This window comes from Shouchella miscanthi, assembly GCF_007725405.1.
GTDB lineage: Bacteria > Bacillota > Bacilli > Bacillales > Bacillaceae_D > Shouchella > Shouchella hunanensis.
Genome location: NZ_CP042163.1, coordinates 271,212 through 287,561, shown reverse-complemented (window position 1 = coordinate 287,561; position 16,350 = coordinate 271,212). Strand labels below are relative to the sequence as shown.

The following is a 16,350-nucleotide window of genomic DNA, read 5'->3' as shown; positions in this document are numbered from 1 at the left end:
GCGTAAGGCCCCCTTCTTTTTTTATGCAAATTGAAGCAATTCTTTAAAAGTGGTCAGCTTGTAATCATAGTGATCCGATTGGCCAAACCCATATGCAGCATAGGCAAATCGGACACCTGCATGCATTGCAGCCTTTTGATCCCCTATTGTATCTCCTACATATAACGGTGCTTGTAGACCATTCCGTTCAACAACAAGCTTAATATTCTCTCCTTTAGGTAAACCAGTACGGCCTGGGTTCTCATAATCAGTAAAATAGTGACTAAGACCGTGAGAATGAAAAAACGCCTCAATATACCCGTCCCGACAATTACTTACAATAAAAAGCTTATATGTTTTCGATAAGGTACGCAAAACCTCTTCTACCCCATCATAAAGCAAAGCCCCATTTTCTTTTAAAAGCGCTAATTCTTCAACACCACAAGCATCCATCAACTGTTTTTGTTCTCTTTCTGTCAACTGAGGGAATAACACGCTTGCAATTTCTGGAATTACCAAACCCATTGTACGGGTTAAATCGGCTTTTTCTACCTTCTCAATTGGAAACTCACTTCTGCTAATGGCTTTGTTCCAAGCTTCAACAACTTGTTCCCTTGAATCCCAAAGCGTACCATCCAAATCAAAAATAATACTGTCCATTTTTGTCACCACTCTCTACGGGTTCATTTCTGTCAATCCAATTTGTTAAAAATTGCTTTGGTTCGGATTTGCTTTTTAGCAAATTCTAAACTTAATTATACGTAATTGTTGGAAAGGGGGTAAACATATGAAACCCATTCATTTATTATTTCAATCCATCGCTCCACTACCCGCTACTGTAAACCCAGCTCAACTTATTCAAGGTGTTACAGATCGTTCATCAGACGTTAGGCCTGGATACGTATTTATTGCGGTTAAAGGTTACGCCTCTGATGGTCATGCTTTCATTCATGACGCCATTCGAAAAGGGGCTACCGTTATTGTCGGAGAAGAACCGTTTACAGACTTGTCTGTCCCTTATGTTCACGTTTCAAATAGCCGGTTTGTATTGGCTAAATTAGCGAGCCGTTTTTATGAGAAAAACGGCAAGAGACCCATTATGATCGGTATTACTGGAACAAACGGAAAAACGACCACCTCGTTTATGCTTAAACATCTATTCGAAACGGCCGGCTATTCATGTGCCTTGTTTGGGACAGTCGTTACAATTATTAATGGAACAGAGAGGACGTCCAATAAAAATACAACATTAGGTCCTATCGAACTCCATAAACAACTAGCTAAAAGCACAGACGATATCGTTATTATGGAAGTCTCTTCCCATGCGTTATCACAACATCGGGTTGCTGGTTTATCCTTCGACTTTGCCCTTTTTACCAACTTAAGTCACGATCATCTTGATTACCATCAAACGATGACAAAATATTTTCATGCAAAAAAAACCCTCTTCTCGCTACTTCATGCGGGTGGAAAAGCGATCATTAACACATACGACAACTGGGGAAAAAATTTAGTTGCTGAGTTAAAAACTGAACCTCTTTCTTTACACACGATCGGCATCGGGCAAGAACTGGAAATAGCATCGATTACGTATGGATTACCGATGAAAACGACTCTCATCGACAATGGAGAATCAGTATCATTAAACGTCCCGTTGAGTGGTGAACATAATATTTATAATGCCGCTATGGCTTACTTAACAGCTAAACTAATGCACCTAAAAATAGAAGCCATATGCAGTGCATTCCCTACCTTCAAAGGGGCACCAGGACGTTTTGAGACGTTCCAGCATCCAAGCGGCGCCGTATTTGTGATTGACTATGCCCATACTGAAGACGCTTTTTCCTATTGTTTGCAAGCGATTAAACAGTTAGGTGCTAAACATATTACCCACATATTTGGCTTTAGAGGCGGACGCGATACAGGAAAACGCAAAGCAATGATTCACACAACCGAAAAATGGAGTCATTATATCGTATTAACATTTGATGATTTAAATCAGCTGACATCCGAAGAAATGCGCCGAACATTGCTCGCTATTCCCTTGGCTCATGGGGAGGTCGTACCTGATCGAACCGTTGCTATACTAAAAGCATGGCAGCATGCCAAAAAAGGAGATTGGATCTTAATTACAGGAAAAGGCCACGAACGATATAAACAGCCATTTCACTATGACGCTCACTCTGATAAAGACATGGTAGAGCAATTACAAAGGGGTACACTTAAGCCCCGTCATGTAACAAGAACCTCATAAAACACATCAAAGGTTCAGCTAAGCTGAGCCTTTATTAAACGAATTTGACCTCGGTGACTAATTTCATCTTCAAGCACGTGATACCAAAGAAAATAATGATTAATCTGTGTACCATCTGGCCATGTACTCTCTTCATAGAGCCATTCACGCTCGACAGTCTTTAAATAGGTTAAGGTACGGTCACGACCTGCTCGAAGATGCTCTAAATATGTATGTAGTTCGTTTCCTTTTACCTCGCTACGTCCAGCTTCGCCTAAAAATAAGGCTGGACGGAACTCTTCCAATTCTTCTTCTGATGGATCCCTCTTTTCAAACGTTAAAATCTGATGAATGTGTTCAATTGCCGCCATATGTTGAAGCAAAGCACCTATTGAATTGGACTTTTCTGTCAACAAAAAGTCCAGTTCAGCTACCGTTAATCCCTCTATCTCACGTATCGTTTCAAATCGCGCCAGTTCAAGCATTCTTACTAACGTACCTATCTCGTCACCATAGCCTTCAGTCGGGTACATTCTTTGATCCAAATCATCACGTCCATTCAGCGCTATAAGTCCGTTCAAGTTGTTGTAACTGTCTTATTTTCTCTGCACCGTCCTTCGTTTCAACGTATGACTTCCCATTATAGAGTGGGGCTTTATTGTAGATCTTTTGAACGTTCAGTAGCAATCCTTCACCTGTAAGAGTCTCACTAAACGAAAGGTTTTCTGTTTGATAAAGAAGCACATTGAGTAGCTCTTCCACTTCCTTAATTTGAGATCGCTTCAATACGCTTAGTAGTTCATCATCTGTTAACAGGCTAATGCTTACATCATTATGGTGTTTACAATAACGATGTACGGCTTTTGCTAATAGTTGATCTGCTGCAAGTAATAAAGGCGAAAGAAACAGTTGATGATCACTAAGGATGCAATTCATTATAAACGAGCACGTCGTTTCATCAGCCTCCACCCCTGCTCTTGTGCAGTTCATAAATGGAAGAATTTCCTTAGGCAATCGATCCACATCGCCCATCATATACATATCACGAAAAAAGCTGTCCACATGATCAAGGCCGATAATGTCCCTTGTACCTGTTAAACCATTCTCTTGATTTAAGCAAGCTACTACATCTTCAACCCTAATCTTATTGTCCCTTAAGATGGTACAGATCTCTTCTGATTGAATCAGCCTTTCTGTTAATACGTGATGATTGTAACCAAGTGTTCGCTCAACAGCATGTGAAAAAGGCAGATGTCCAATATCGTGCAATATTGCTGCGGCGCGTAATGCACGATCCTCATGAAAAAACCATGCTGTCAGCTTCCAAACCCCTACTGTGTGCTCGAACCTAGAGTGAGTAACAGGAGAAACCAATGAACCTGCACCATAGTGCGCTAAATATTTCAGTCGTTTAACGGATCTCGTTTGAAAGAGCGCTTTTTCCCAAGGAAGCATGCATATGTCGGGATACAACGGTTCGTTTATGATCATTTTCTCTCCTCCCTTCTATCGATACATATGGTGAGTTGGTGAAAAAACCTCTTCCTGTGTTTCGCGTACAATAGAAAAATGGTCAACATTATAATGTCCATGGAGTGTATGGTTATGATGATCAATGATTTGTTGTGCCGCTAAGTATTTCGTATTTGAGGTAGAATGAGCATCGCCAACCAATGTTACGTCAAGACCATTCACTGTAGCGGTACGTACTGCCGTATCAATGCAATGTTCTGTTTTACAACCGGCAATAACAAGATGCTGCATGTCATTTTCCTTAATATGCTGAAGTAACCCTGTCTGATAAAACGCATTTGTTGCTTCTTTATCAAACACAATATCGCTCTGTTCTCTCCATAAAGAAGGGTGAACATCAAACCCGTCTCCCATTCCATTTGCAACATCTTTATCTCGAATGAAAAGAACAGGAACTCCCAGTTCACGCGCTTTTTTAATAAGGTGGTTTATATTCCCAAGCAATCGTTGTTTATCAACAACCCCTTCCTCTACTTCGCTTCCATCTACTAACTCTTTTTGCGTATCAATAATGAGTAAACCTTGTTTCACGTTAATCCCCCCATTTTTTCGGAATAAGAAGGATTCGCTAAGCAACCGATTAATTCCTTCATATACTTTTTCAAAACGAGATTTGACGAATAAGGTAAAATAAAGAGTAAGCATACGTAATGGATTTCATTCAGGGGGATAGAAAAGATGAATAACCTTTTTAAGGACGTAGATTTAGTCATTTTTGATTTGGATGGTACACTTTATGAAGATACGGATCATTTTGATTACTACGCTGACACACTTGCAAAAGAACTTTCAGAAGAGACACAGGAGCGTTTCTTTACTGACTATAAAGAAATGAAAAAAGGCAATCACATTGTCTCAATTGGGAAGGCTTACGATGTTAAGAACGACTATGTCATTGAAGTAGATCCATTTAAAGGACATGTGAAAAAAGTACATCGATGGGATGGAGAAGAAGTTTCAGCTACCGAATGGGAAAACCTTTATCCATCACCTGTCAGCTACGATTTTGATCAGCTTATTGCAATTGGTGACGGCTGGTGGCTCCCTAATGTCGCTGCTCGTCATTATGGTATTTCCGATCCACAGCCTGCCTATGATGCAACAAAAGAATACATGGCAACTGAACACTTTTCTCTCACGGTTATAGAAGGTTTACGCGAAGGACTTCTTTCCTTAAAAGAGAAAAAATCGGTTGTTCTTCTGACAAATAGTACCGAGGATGATGTTGAACGGCTACTCCACCTGTTACAGTTAGAGGGTGTGTTCCACGAAGTCATTACTTCAGCTCGAAAACCACAATATACGAAGCAACGATTCGAAGAGATTATCGCCCGTTACAACACATCACCTGAGAAAACCCTCTCTATTGGTGACAACTATTTAAATGAAATCATTCCTGCTCAAACACTCGGAATGAAATCAATCTATATTGATTTAGAAGAAGGAGCAATGACTTTCGGCGATGTAAAAGTTCGAAGCATCTCCAACTTAATTGAACAAATGAAAGAAGCGTAAAAACACAGCAAAACAAGCACTGCCGTGAACGGTGGTGCTTGTTTTCTATTATCTCAACTTATTCTAAACTGGTTTAATCACTCTCGCCGGATTCCCACCTACAACAACGTTATCTGGAACATCTTTTGTTACAACAGCACCAGAAGCAATAACGACATTGTTTCCGACGGTCACACCTGGATTGATGACGGCTCGTCCTCCTACCCAAACATGGTTCCCAAATTGGACTGGTTTCCCGTATTCAAGTCCACTCGCTCGTTCGTGCGGATCAATTGGATGCGTCGCAGTATAGACATGCACCCCTGGCCCTAGCATACAGTTATCACCAAACGTAATGGTACATACATCTAAAAACACAGCGTCAAAGTTCGCAAAAAAATTCCTGCCTACATGAACATTGTAGCCATAATCACATTTAAACGTGCCTTCAAATACAGGTTGACCATCAGACTTACCAATAAGCTCAATGATTGTTTCTTCTCTTTCTTGTTGATCATTCGTCTGATTATACGCATGCATTAATGCACGTGCCTTTTTGCGCTCTTCACTCAGTTCTTCGTCAGCGGGATTATATAATTCTCCGCGTAACATTTTTTGTTTTTCTGTAATCAATGGCTGACACTCCTAAGAATCTGTTAATTCCACTTGAATATGGTTGCTTAAAAAGCACTCTCGTAAATTTTCTGGAGGAAATTCATTTGTAATCACGACATCAATATCTGCTAATCCAGCTGATTTATAGTAGCTTGTTTTATTAAACTTTTCGTAATCAGTCAGTACATAAACCCGCTTCGCTCTCTTAATCGCCTCTTTCTTAATCCGCGCATCCTCTTTATCAACAAAATAGACGCCATCTTCCGTTAAGCCAGCGGCTCCAATAAACGCATAATCAAAATACACATCTTCTAGCTGACTTTTGATCGTATATAGGTCATAAAAAAAACGATTCTCCTGATTAAAGCGTCCGCCTAACAAATGAAAATCAACAAACTCTTTTTTTGCTAATATTTCAGCATTATCAAGGGAATGCGTATAGACCGCTATTTTTTTTGTAACCAATGTACTTAAACTTGCAATTGTAGTCGACACATCAAAAAAACATAAATCCTTATCTTTCAATACGGATGCAGCTTTCTTTGCTATCATTCTTTTCTCTCTTGATGCACGTTCTTTTCGTTCATTAAAGCCAGACTCTTTGTACTTCTCTAGCTCACTCATTAAGAATGTTGAAGCAATTCCACCATGGGTTCGTACAGCATTTCCTTCTTCCACAAGACGAATAATATCCCGTCGTGCTGTATCACGAGAAACATCCAACAGCTGACATACGTCTTGATTAGAAAGCTTACCTCTTTTCTTAAGCTCCGATACAATCTTAACAAGGCGCTCCTCTTGATACATGCCCTCACCTCACTAAGTATATATAAGCAATATTAAGCATTATCAAGTATAAAGTCAATGACATCTTGTTATTACGGCTTAAATCGTTGGATCACTTCTCCTTTTCCTCCTTCTACTACAATCGTGCCATATGCACCATTCACAAGTGTCACTTGGGGAGGTAAATGCCCACAATCAAGGTCATACAATAGAGGTACTTGTAGTGCATCGCTTACTTCTTGATAGACATCTGTAAACTTGTAGCCATTCCCACTTTCCTCAGCCGAACTTCTTCCAAAAACAATTCCACTACAGTGGTTAAACCAGCCCGCATACTTCATTTGCATAAGCGTCCGTTTCATGTCTGTTGGTGAGAGCGAAACGTTTTCAAAATACCATAGAAGTGGATCGCCTCCAACGGTAGCTTTCTGAAAAGTAGCGATATCCCCATAAGGCGTCCCTATTAAGTGACGAATGGTATCCATACACCCACCGACAAGACGTCCACTTACCTCCTGATCGTTCTTATTTATTGATTTCCACTCTGTTTTTTCAGTTAAATGAAACACCCTTTCCGTTGGGTTATCATGCCCCCACTGTTGCTGGAATAAGGTAGATGAATATTGCACGATTGTTTCATGCACGTTCGTTTGTAATACGGTCTCCCACATCGCCGTAGTTGGATCTGTTTCACTGCCTCTCAAATCAATAAAGTTGGTACCGTGAGTGGTTGCTACCCCTGTTCTAAGTGTAATGGCAAGAAGGAGTGAGCTTATATCAGAATAGCCATGAACCCACTTTTCTTGAACCTTCTCAAAATCCACGAATTCCAGCATTTCAATTAACAGCTCTCCACCCCACGGTGGAAAAATGCATGTCACGTCAGGATCACTCATTAAGTCATTAAACTCTTGCCCACGCGTGCCACCACTAGCTGACCTAACAAGGCTTTGTGTCCACGCAGAGTGGCACGTTTTCACGTTATACCCTCTTTGCTGCATACGCGCAATCGCAGCGTGTAAGAGGTGATGTAACGATTCAGGCACTCCAGAAGAGGGTGCTGCAACCCCAATTGTAGCTCCTTTTTCAAACATAGGGTAACGAATCATGTCTCTAGTCTCCCTTACGATTCTTAAAAAAAGATAGTACGCCATCATATACGAACCTATCGCACCAATGCAAGTATTTTCTGTCCATTTAAAGAAGAAACAAACCAGCCACTTCGGGACGGGCGCCTCTCTCTTACACATAAGAAACGTACGATCCATAAAGGATTGTTCATTGTCAATTTAAGCAGAATCATCAATAAATTTAAAATAAGGAAGCAACATTCCAAGACTAGCTGTTCCACTTATCACAAAACCAATAAATAAATATAATGGGCGAACCCCCATTAGATCACCTAATGTGCCACCTAATAAGATACCAAATGGCATGCTTGCCCTTATTAACAACAGCCGTATAGAAAAAACATTCCCCATAAGATGTGTAGGCGTGATTTTCTGACAGATCGTTAAGTGGTGGATACTAAAAACCGCCATCGCCATGCCGCCAATGACTTCCGTTAGGATGGCAAATGCAATACTCTGGTTTAACGCCAAGACAGTAAACGTCATCCCACCTACGACAAGGGCACCAAACAGCACGCGCCTACCACGGATTCGATTTACTTTTGCAACAATGATAGACCCTAGCATATAACCAATTGGAAACCCTGCCATAAAATACCCATAATGTGCATAGGTACCTGAAAGATTGTCGATGACGTATGGAAGCGTCGTAACCATTGTGACACCTACTCCGAATTGGACAACAGTAAGAAAAACGCCTAGCCATAGCATCGTTTTTTGTTTGAAGAAAAAATGATAGCCCTCTCTAAGTTCAGCTAGCCACGGCTGTTTTCTCTCTCTTTGTAAGGAAGGTTTTTCTTCAATAAAGAGCAGTGCGACTCCACTTAAAATCAGAAGACTACAAACAACCAGTAACGTTATCGGTACACCAACTACTTCAATTACAAGCCCCGCAACTAATGGAGAGAGAAACATCATCATTCTCGCCGTACCATCTATATAAGCATTTGCTTGTTTTAATAATTCACGATTTACGAGTGTTGGTAAAAGTGCTTGATTTGCGGGAACATAAAGTGGGGTCACTAAACCTACGATCAATTGGACAACATAGATATGCCAAATGGCCACCTCTCCTGATGCCATCGCTAAAAGTGGGACACAAAAGACACTAGCTCTTACCCACTGACAACTGACCATGACCCATTTTTTACTCCAACGATCGATAAATGGCCCTATAAACAGTTGCAATATTAATGAAGGAGTAAAATAGAGTAGCCACATACTTCCTAGTGCAAGTGTGGAACCCGTTAGTTGAAAAATAATAATGGCGTTACAAAAGGTTCCAAATGCACCTCCAAGTTCTGAAACAGCATTCCCACTCCAAGACGCAACAAATGATTTATGTGTAAAAACAGACTGGTGTTTGCTCATTTGTTTCACCTATACAGGTCGTTGCAAAAATGCTTCTAAATCTTTTGCCATTAATGGAAATGCTTCTTTTTCTAACGTATACTTTGATTCCTTTACCGTCACTAATTTTGCAGAACGTAGCATTTTTAAATGATGGTGGACAGTTGATTTTCCCAACTCAAGTAATTCCGTTATCTCCTGCAAGCTACGATCTCTGTCATGAAGTATTTTGACCATTTTCATGCGTACATCGTCACCTAACGCTTTATATTTCTGCACGAGGAAATCAGGGAGCATAAATGGATCTGCCGGCAACATACTTGCATTGGCAACCGGGTAATAAAACACCTTGATGCCTTCTAGATCAGCTTCAATATTCCACGGACGATAACAGGTTTGCGGGATTAACAATACTGTAAAAACTTGAGGCTCCGGCTTATATTGAATTCCCCCTGTTGCCCATTGAACAAATGTCTCTGGTGACAGTTGCTCTTTCATTTTCACCTTTGCCTCATAATCGGTTTCTAGTATTTGTTCAACTTCCTCTACATTCTCTTTTATCACCTGTTCATACCATTGGGACAGCACGGCAATGAGATGTTGCCTCAGTTGCGAAGCATCACCGGTGGTTATAAATGTAATATAGTCGGGAAAAAACGGGTTTTCAGCCGAAGCCTCTCGTAGTTCACTACATGCCTTTTTGTCACCTATTGATGCCAACTCCCGAACCGCTTGATACTCTTCCCCAATAAACGGCAGACACGTAAATTTCAGTTCAACTTCTGATAATGTCTGGAGATCGTCTACAAATTCCTTCATATCGTTATAGTTCTTCCGATGAAGGAGTTGTAGCAATGCTTTCCAAGAGTTGTTTTTTTGAACCAAATTGAGGTTGTCCTGTAGCTCTTGTGATAAGCTGGACCTTAATTTCGTCCAATACGATGTTGGCTTGTCTAACGTGTGGAGCAACCGATCGTTTGTAATGGCAGCAATCCCTAACGCACATTCCCACAAAATGGACCGGTGTATCACTACTTCATAAGTCTTTCTTTTGCGAACGGTTGAATGTATAACGTCCATAAGCGCCTCCTATATGACTCTATTTCTTTTATCATAATAGAAAGATTCACTTAATTCAACAATTATAGAATACATGATTCAATATAAATAGAATACCTCATTTCGCTACCCCTAAAAAAACGAAAAGAAAGCTAGGACAGTAGAGAATACACCCTTATCTGCCATACCTGATCTTGTCGTCCATAAGTTTGATTTAACCATTTTTCTCACGCGGTATACGTTGGATTAACCATTCCGTAATAAACAAGATCTTCAAACGCACCTTCCTTATACACATGATCTTTTAAGACACCTTCTTTTGTCATTCCAGCCTTTTCCATAACCCTTCCTGATGCGGGATTTGATTTAAAATAACGAGCATACACTCGGTGTAAGTTCTTCTCAATGAAAGCAAAATCGATCATCGCTCTCAATGCTTCTGTTCCGTAGCCCTTTCCCCAATACGGTTCACCAATCCAATATGCCATCTCCCCATGCTTGTGCTGATAGTTCGGATTTAACATAATCGCACCATAAAGCATGTCACTTTTTTGACACGTAACCGCCAGTTCATACCGTTTATCCTGCTCAATATTTTTCCGATGATTCTTCATCCAAAGCCGTGCATCATCTACTGTATACGGATATGGCATCGTCAACGTCGATCGATAGATGGCATAGTTGTTACAAAGTGCCGCAATATGTTCAGCCTCCTCCTCTTGAAATAACCGTAGTTTGAGTCGGTTCGTAGTCAATTCAATTACGCTCATCTAGATTGCTCCCTTCTAATAAAGAAACCCCTATGTCTCTTTAGAGACGATAGGGGTTTCTCCTAACGTGGTACCACTCTTTTTTATTTGTATAAACCGTATACAAAACTCATTTTTTTAACGATTGGCCTTACCATCCGTCTAAGCTTACTTTTCTTTCAGCTTAGCCACTCATAAGCGACTTCAGAAGATTCATTGTCTGCCTTCCCAGCAACCGGCAGCTCTCTTAACAATGTTTGCTTCCTACTCCTCTCATTCTAAGCGTTTCACTATGCAATTGAAAAAAAGACAAGAGACAGTCCACCAACAATTAACAACAACTGTAAAACAATCCCTATAACACTGCAGACAAGACCAGCACTAGCGATCCCTTTCCCTGCTTCACTTGACTGTTCAATTTGCGTAAGGGCCGATTTTGCTAAAAAAACACCAATAACGCCAACTAGTAAACCGACAAAAGGTAAGATTAGTGACACAATGCCAAAGCATAAGCTTACAACAGCATTCGTGTTTGTTTTTGTTGTAGCCGTTGGCACAAGACAGCCTCCTTTACGTAAAGACCATTAAATAAATAGAAGTCCAAGCAGGATAACGATCACAATGCTAAAAACAACCCCAGTCGTTTTCCACCCTAGCATCCCTATTAAATCTGTTAGCCCGCCACCGTTATGAGCATCATTCATATTTCCAAGAGGGCTTCTCTTACGCTCTTCCTGCCGTAACCGCTCTCGTCTCTCTTCAGGGCCTGGATTTCGATCCGACATACTTTCACTCCCCTACAAGATTTGTATAACCATTCGCTTTCGTCTACTTAATTCCCTTCTTTATCGGCAAAACGGCTAGAGAATCTCTACTCAAGGGAAGCATGATGGTGGTTTTGCTTATTCATATGAGATGCATGCACATGACATTCCTTTTGAAAGGGTTTTAGCTAATAAACAAACTCAACTGTGTACCCTTCATCTTCCAGAATGGACACGATGCTTGGCTCGGCCACTAAATGTAAAGAACCTACAATGACAAAATACGTTTGACCACTGTTTTCTTGGAGAATATCAGCAATCGTGTTGGCCATATCGTAATTGCGGACTTCATTTAATTCATATGCATATTCCTTATCTATAGCGGACTCCTCTAAATCATCCCAAGTCCCTACCAATCCTTCAATGTCACCATCAACCCAACTATCTGCCATTGTTTCAAGCTCTTCCCCTGCTTCATCCATGTTCTGGAGCCTGTGTTCTAATAATTGAATCTGAGTCTCCATCGAAAAACCAGACAAGACATTAAATTGCGATTCGATGCTCTCAAGCTCTCTAATTTCTTTTCCATCATCAACAGCTCGGTTTAGAAAATATTCGTCTACACCAGACGCTTCATCCACATCACTCTCAGCAATTGCAAATGACAGCAACATATTTTCCACAAACCATGGCTCAAACCCCTGAACGAGTTCGACTGGCATACCATATTCAGCAAAAATGGCCTCTAACTTCTCAAATGCTTCATCTGAGATCAGTTCATCAAGGGTTTGGCCTTCTTCTAATAAGGACAGACCAGTCATCATCGTCTCGACTTCATTCTGATCCACATCAACTAAGTCCACTTCTGGTAAGATCACATCTGCCGCGTCATAAGCCGCTTCTGTTTGCTCATTAAGGGGATAAAAATCTTCACGTCCTACATGAATCGTTCCTTGTAAGTAAACGTCGGTATCTTCATGTTCAATTTTCCATAAAAAACCACCATTTCCGTCTGTTACGCCTGCTGTTTCAACCGTCTCGTCATTTTCATCTGTTTGGGTTGCCTCATTCTCATCATCGACTTCATTACAAGCCGCCAGAAAACTTAAAGCAGCTACTGTCACCATCGTCCACTTTTTCTTCATTATGTATGCCTCCAACACGTTGTGAATGTCAATCATTACGCTATTTACGTACAATCATCTACTTTCGTTTCAACTTTCACGAGATTTTACCCATCTCAATGCTCGTTTCGTTAATTGTTCTACAAGAGATGATTTCTTTCGCTGATACTGGTCAACACTAAGTCCCAATGCCATTGATTCTTTTTTTACGGCTGCATAGCGAACCGCCTCTTCCTTATGAGCAATGAGATAATCTCTAAATACCAAGTGTCGCTCGACTTCATCTGAAGCGTTTTCAAAGAGATGTACATGATGAGTCCTTTTTCCTTCTTCGCTTTTAAGGAAGAATCTCCTTCCTTTTATACCGTTTTCCCCCAATGATTCATAACCAAGCACACACAACTCTTCACCGATTGATTGAATAGACGTTACCTCTACTAGTAAATCAATCGTCGGTTTAGCCAACATTCCAGGTATAGACGTACTTCCAATATGATGGATGGCCAAGATACGATCGCCTAATACATTCTCGATTTTTTTCTTTTCACTTTCAAATTGTTGTTTCCAATCCTCACAATATGGTTTGAACTCTAACTTCCTCATTCCAGCCCTCCATTTTCGATAATCATGAAAAAAGAAGCAGATGAACACCTGCTTCTTTATTGCGTCGTTGAATCAGCTTGAAGAGAGTCGTCAATCTCAAGATGATCCTTTAATGTTGTTTGAATTTCTTGTAAACTCGTTGGATCAATTCGTTCATACCAAATGCTTTGTCCTTGCGCGTTAGCTTGACGAAATCCTTCCGTTTGTAACTGCATGCTTTCAATATCATTAATTGACCCAGCATAACCGCTTAATGAGACAATGTTCCCCATTGTTAAATCCATTCTAAGGTTATTACCCACTGCTTGAAGCACATCATCAAAATTAGTAATATTTGATATAGAAGTTGATTCATTAATAACAGATTCAATAATTTGTTGTTGGCGAATTCCTCTACCTTTGTCTCCGCCACCTTCAACAGATTTACGTTCTCTCGCATAGGCTAATGCCTTTGAACCATCCATTTGTGTTGGCCCTTCTGTAAAGGAATAATCAGCGTTTGTTGATGCTTCTTTAAAATCAAACTCATAAGTAACGTCTACTTCCACACCACCAAGAGCATCAATGACTTCAACAAACCCATCAAAACGAATTAACGCATAATGATCGATTGGAATATCTAATAAGTTCTCAACTGTATCAACAGCCATGCTCATTCCACCAAAAGCGTGGGCATGGTTAATCTTATCGTAAATCCCACCACCGTGATAACCAATAATTTCTGTGTACGTATCACGTGGGATGCTCGTTAAAATAATCGAACGATCTGATTTATTGAACGTTGCCACAATTAATGTATCTGTTCGCTCATAATCATCTCCTTCACGATAATCACTTCCGAGCAACAACATTGAAAAATTGTCTTTTCCTACATCAACTGGCTCCACTCTTAAATTCGATTTATCGCCTCGCTCTAATTGTTCATAAGAGTTAGAAGCTGTGTTGCTTACTTGACTATAGATATACCAAAAACCAGCACCTAATGCTAGTAGCAATACTGTAGAAACTAATAATGTTATTTTTAATACTCTTCTTTTTCGATTTACTTTTCTTTTCTTCTGACGAGAATCCATTAATTTTCAAGTCCCCTAACACTAGACAGTAATTTTTCAATCTAGATTCATAATCTTATCACACGACATTCGGGACACTAAATACGTTTTGCAGTTCTTACAACATTTTATGCAAGATTGAAAGATCACTTTCTTTTTTCTCATAATTGACAAAAAGGGAACTGTTTCCAAAATCGAAAGGAGTAGTCGTCAACTTCTTTACCTTCCTTAACAAACCCTCTAGTTAATAGTACGGCATTCTGTCATTTAGTGTAAAAGCCATTTACATTCTACCAATCTTATTAAGACTTCATTCACTCTCCATTGTTTATTGTTTACTTACGATAGTTTCCAAGCAGGAATAAGGGAATGAAATTTAAAGAAAAAACTAAATACAGAATGAATAAGTGTATACATGAGCAAGGTAATAAAATACGTGGTTATCCAAGTAACAAGGGACTCATTCAGAAGAAAAAATAATAAACCCATCCCTACAGGAAACGGAATAAGAATAATCAACCACATAGGAGCTCTCCATTTTTCCGCTAACGCCCCTAAAGAAACTACTACTGCTCCGATCAGTAGCGCTTGCCATACCATTAAACCATCCGTTACTAACATACTTCCACTAAAATAGGAGAGTGCCGTTAATAGAATGGCTAGCATAAAGTGAACAATGTACATTAGACGCTCCTTTTTAGTAAAAGTAGAAAAACAAGCCTTCCTAAGAAACTTGCTTTTCTTCAATTTTACTGTTCTGTTAGCTCATAACCAAGCAAGCCTAGCGCATCTTCAATGCTCTTCACATATTGAAGATCTAACGTAGACAACGCTTGAGAGATCGACTCGTTTGCCGCTAAATGAATGGGTACACCTGATAACATGACGGATACGCCCATCAGATTTAAAGCTGCTACAAGACGATTTAAGTGCTCAATAAACTCATCGCCTTTCACGACGATTTCTGAAATATCGATAATAATGGTTTTTATTTGCTCAGCGACAGCATACCCCATTGTATCGTCCATAATTTTCACTGCTCTAGATTGACTGACTTTCCCTTGCAACGCAAGGATGGCAATGTCTGCTGAGATAGGAATAATTGGAACGCTCAATAAATCAATATCTTCGTGCGTTTCATCAAGTTCAATAATAAATGACAGGACATCTGCAATGGTGCGGATATACGTAACGTCTTCGTTCGAAAACTGACGTTCTTCTTCATCCATTACGCATAGCGTCCCAAATGGTTCACCAGACGAGCCGTAGATCGAGACACCTAAAAAAGCTTTCACCTGTAATTTCTCCGTTATCGGTCTTTCTGCGGTGTTTGCATTCGTCATTAAGTTGGTGAAGTACTGGATTCCCGCTTCATTCTCTAACACATACTTACAATTTGACTCTTTGTATTCAACCGACATATCATTTGTAACGATTTCCCTATCTCTATTATAGGCGTTCACCACGTCCATGTACCCTGGCTCTTTCTTGGCAATATACGCTGTATTAACATCTAGCTGCTGGGCTAGACATTTAAACAATTTGTTTGAAACCTCAATAAGCGAGTCATGAGATTGATAATGCGTGTTCGCTTTTTGCAACGCAACGTCCCCCTTCCTACTATTCTTGCTTACCATAAAGTTTACTATAGTCTTAATCGAATTACGAAAATTTAACCTCAACGCACGTTTATCCTTATAATGAAAGAGACCATTCCTTAGTAAGCAGCTACTGTGTAAGGGTTTAATAGTGGGTCATCATCTTCTTCAACACTTAAATAACCGCTTACATTCATTGTTGTTAACCCCCTCACTTTACTTTTATTTTAATTTTCACTTAACAAACGATAAAGAAATACCCCTTTAGACCATCGTATCTA

At 40.0% G+C, this 16,350-nt stretch carries 19 protein-coding genes and 1 other annotated feature; of the genes, 2 read left to right on the top strand and 17 right to left on the bottom strand.

Translation table 11 applies throughout. The features are described 5' to 3' along the window. Nucleotides 1-21 precede the first annotated feature (21 nt). Complete coding sequence (locus FPV17_RS01535) at nucleotides 22-639, bottom strand: HAD family hydrolase (protein ID WP_052007804.1); 618 nt, start codon at nucleotides 637-639, stop codon at nucleotides 22-24. Nucleotides 640-766: 127 nt separating this feature from the next. Between FPV17_RS01535 and FPV17_RS01530 the strand changes: the two genes are divergently transcribed. Continuing rightward, nucleotides 767-2,233 carry a UDP-N-acetylmuramoyl-L-alanyl-D-glutamate--2,6-diaminopimelate ligase gene (locus tag FPV17_RS01530; RefSeq protein WP_144557560.1) on the top strand — a complete coding sequence of 489 codons (1,467 nt, stop codon included), beginning with the start codon at nucleotides 767-769 and terminating at the stop codon, nucleotides 2,231-2,233. 14 nt (nucleotides 2,234-2,247) lie between these two features. Here the strand turns inward: FPV17_RS01530 and FPV17_RS01525 are convergent, their stop codons facing one another. Genes FPV17_RS01525 through FPV17_RS01515 form a run of 3 tightly spaced genes read right to left on the bottom strand, consistent with a single transcriptional unit; the run spans nucleotide 2,248 to nucleotide 4,276 of the window. Then, nucleotides 2,248-2,757 carry a DinB family protein gene (locus FPV17_RS01525; protein ID WP_246117101.1) on the bottom strand — a complete coding sequence of 170 codons (510 nt, stop codon included), beginning with the start codon at nucleotides 2,755-2,757 and terminating at the stop codon, nucleotides 2,248-2,250. A 4-nt stretch (nucleotides 2,758-2,761) separates the two neighbouring features. After that, nucleotides 2,762-3,703, bottom strand: coding sequence for an HD domain-containing protein (locus FPV17_RS01520; protein WP_144557558.1), 942 nt, complete (start codon nucleotides 3,701-3,703; stop codon nucleotides 2,762-2,764). A gap of 15 nt (nucleotides 3,704-3,718) precedes the next feature. Further along, nucleotides 3,719-4,276, bottom strand: coding sequence for an isochorismatase family protein (locus FPV17_RS01515; protein ID WP_144557556.1), 558 nt, complete (start codon nucleotides 4,274-4,276; stop codon nucleotides 3,719-3,721). Nucleotides 4,277-4,423: 147 nt separating this feature from the next. Here FPV17_RS01515 and FPV17_RS01510 point away from each other — a divergent pair, with 147 nt between their 5' ends. Further along, nucleotides 4,424-5,260 (top strand): HAD family hydrolase, encoded by an 837-nt coding sequence (locus tag FPV17_RS01510; protein ID WP_035394419.1) that lies wholly within the window; start codon nucleotides 4,424-4,426, stop codon nucleotides 5,258-5,260. A gap of 63 nt (nucleotides 5,261-5,323) precedes the next feature. Here FPV17_RS01510 and FPV17_RS01505 read toward each other — a convergent pair whose 3' ends face one another. The 13 genes from FPV17_RS01505 to FPV17_RS01445 form a co-directional block, all read right to left on the bottom strand. Next, complete coding sequence (locus FPV17_RS01505; RefSeq protein WP_437183321.1) at nucleotides 5,324-5,851, bottom strand: sugar O-acetyltransferase; 528 nt, start codon at nucleotides 5,849-5,851, stop codon at nucleotides 5,324-5,326. A 33-nt stretch (nucleotides 5,852-5,884) separates the two neighbouring features. Continuing rightward, complete coding sequence (locus tag FPV17_RS01500; RefSeq protein ID WP_035394422.1) at nucleotides 5,885-6,661, bottom strand: DeoR/GlpR family DNA-binding transcription regulator; 777 nt, start codon at nucleotides 6,659-6,661, stop codon at nucleotides 5,885-5,887. A gap of 71 nt (nucleotides 6,662-6,732) precedes the next feature. Beyond that, the gene (locus FPV17_RS01495) at nucleotides 6,733-7,749 is read right to left on the bottom strand and encodes a S66 family peptidase (protein ID WP_144557552.1); all 1,017 of its coding nucleotides are present in this window, start codon (nucleotides 7,747-7,749) and stop codon (nucleotides 6,733-6,735) included. A gap of 180 nt (nucleotides 7,750-7,929) precedes the next feature. Beyond that, nucleotides 7,930-9,141: an MFS transporter gene (locus FPV17_RS01490; protein WP_144557550.1), complete on the bottom strand. Its 1,212-nt coding sequence runs from the start codon at nucleotides 9,139-9,141 to the stop codon at nucleotides 7,930-7,932. Between the two features lie 9 nt (nucleotides 9,142-9,150). Beyond that, the gene (locus FPV17_RS01485) at nucleotides 9,151-10,200 is read right to left on the bottom strand and encodes an ArsR/SmtB family transcription factor (RefSeq protein WP_144557548.1); all 1,050 of its coding nucleotides are present in this window, start codon (nucleotides 10,198-10,200) and stop codon (nucleotides 9,151-9,153) included. 206 nt (nucleotides 10,201-10,406) lie between these two features. After that, nucleotides 10,407-10,949, bottom strand: coding sequence for a GNAT family N-acetyltransferase (locus tag FPV17_RS01480; RefSeq protein WP_144557546.1), 543 nt, complete (start codon nucleotides 10,947-10,949; stop codon nucleotides 10,407-10,409). Nucleotides 10,950-10,988: 39 nt separating this feature from the next. After that, nucleotides 10,989-11,218, bottom strand: a binding site (T-box leader). Next, complete coding sequence (locus FPV17_RS01475; protein WP_035394431.1) at nucleotides 11,219-11,485, bottom strand: DUF4190 domain-containing protein; 267 nt, start codon at nucleotides 11,483-11,485, stop codon at nucleotides 11,219-11,221. It lies immediately after the preceding feature. Between the two features lie 27 nt (nucleotides 11,486-11,512). After that, nucleotides 11,513-11,713, bottom strand: a complete 201-nt coding sequence (locus tag FPV17_RS01470) for a DUF6366 family protein (protein ID WP_035394432.1) — start codon at nucleotides 11,711-11,713, stop codon at nucleotides 11,513-11,515. Nucleotides 11,714-11,880: 167 nt separating this feature from the next. Then, entirely contained in the window at nucleotides 11,881-12,837 is a 957-nt protein-coding gene (locus FPV17_RS01465; protein ID WP_186370698.1) for a TraB/GumN family protein, read from the bottom strand. Between the two features lie 69 nt (nucleotides 12,838-12,906). Continuing rightward, the gene (locus FPV17_RS01460) at nucleotides 12,907-13,419 is read right to left on the bottom strand and encodes a GrpB family protein (RefSeq protein WP_144557542.1); all 513 of its coding nucleotides are present in this window, start codon (nucleotides 13,417-13,419) and stop codon (nucleotides 12,907-12,909) included. Nucleotides 13,420-13,475: 56 nt separating this feature from the next. Continuing rightward, nucleotides 13,476-14,492, bottom strand: coding sequence for an LCP family glycopolymer transferase (locus tag FPV17_RS01455; protein ID WP_035394438.1), 1,017 nt, complete (start codon nucleotides 14,490-14,492; stop codon nucleotides 13,476-13,478). A gap of 318 nt (nucleotides 14,493-14,810) precedes the next feature. After that, entirely contained in the window at nucleotides 14,811-15,155 is a 345-nt protein-coding gene (locus FPV17_RS01450; RefSeq protein ID WP_035394440.1) for a hypothetical protein, read from the bottom strand. 65 nt (nucleotides 15,156-15,220) lie between these two features. After that, on the bottom strand, nucleotides 15,221-16,072 hold the full coding sequence (locus tag FPV17_RS01445; protein WP_186370697.1) for a GAF domain-containing protein: 852 nt from the start codon (nucleotides 16,070-16,072) through the stop codon (nucleotides 15,221-15,223). Nucleotides 16,073-16,350: the final 278 nt, after the last annotated feature.

Excerpts from the sequence above, each read along its gene's own strand:
- FPV17_RS01535 (WP_052007804.1), bottom strand. The coding sequence starts at position 639 with ATGGACAGTATTATTTTTGATTTGGATGGTACGCTTTGGGATTCAAGG.
- FPV17_RS01530 (WP_144557560.1), top strand. The coding sequence starts at position 767 with ATGAAACCCATTCATTTATTATTTCAATCCATCGCTCCACTACCCGCT.
- FPV17_RS01520 (WP_144557558.1), bottom strand. The coding sequence starts at position 3,703 with ATGATCATAAACGAACCGTTGTATCCCGACATATGCATGCTTCCTTGG.
- FPV17_RS01510 (WP_035394419.1), top strand. The coding sequence starts at position 4,424 with ATGAATAACCTTTTTAAGGACGTAGATTTAGTCATTTTTGATTTGGAT.
- FPV17_RS01505 (WP_437183321.1), bottom strand. The coding sequence starts at position 5,851 with ATGTTACGCGGAGAATTATATAATCCCGCTGACGAAGAACTGAGTGAA.
- FPV17_RS01500 (WP_035394422.1), bottom strand. The coding sequence starts at position 6,661 with ATGTATCAAGAGGAGCGCCTTGTTAAGATTGTATCGGAGCTTAAGAAA.
- FPV17_RS01495 (WP_144557552.1), bottom strand. The coding sequence starts at position 7,749 with ATGATTCGTTACCCTATGTTTGAAAAAGGAGCTACAATTGGGGTTGCA.
- FPV17_RS01490 (WP_144557550.1), bottom strand. The coding sequence starts at position 9,141 with ATGAGCAAACACCAGTCTGTTTTTACACATAAATCATTTGTTGCGTCT.
- FPV17_RS01485 (WP_144557548.1), bottom strand. The coding sequence starts at position 10,200 with ATGGACGTTATACATTCAACCGTTCGCAAAAGAAAGACTTATGAAGTA.
- FPV17_RS01480 (WP_144557546.1), bottom strand. The coding sequence starts at position 10,949 with ATGAGCGTAATTGAATTGACTACGAACCGACTCAAACTACGGTTATTT.
- FPV17_RS01470 (WP_035394432.1), bottom strand. The coding sequence starts at position 11,713 with ATGTCGGATCGAAATCCAGGCCCTGAAGAGAGACGAGAGCGGTTACGG.
- FPV17_RS01465 (WP_186370698.1), bottom strand. The coding sequence starts at position 12,837 with ATGAAGAAAAAGTGGACGATGGTGACAGTAGCTGCTTTAAGTTTTCTG.
- FPV17_RS01460 (WP_144557542.1), bottom strand. The coding sequence starts at position 13,419 with ATGAGGAAGTTAGAGTTCAAACCATATTGTGAGGATTGGAAACAACAA.
- FPV17_RS01455 (WP_035394438.1), bottom strand. The coding sequence starts at position 14,492 with ATGGATTCTCGTCAGAAGAAAAGAAAAGTAAATCGAAAAAGAAGAGTA.
- FPV17_RS01450 (WP_035394440.1), bottom strand. The coding sequence starts at position 15,155 with ATGTACATTGTTCACTTTATGCTAGCCATTCTATTAACGGCACTCTCC.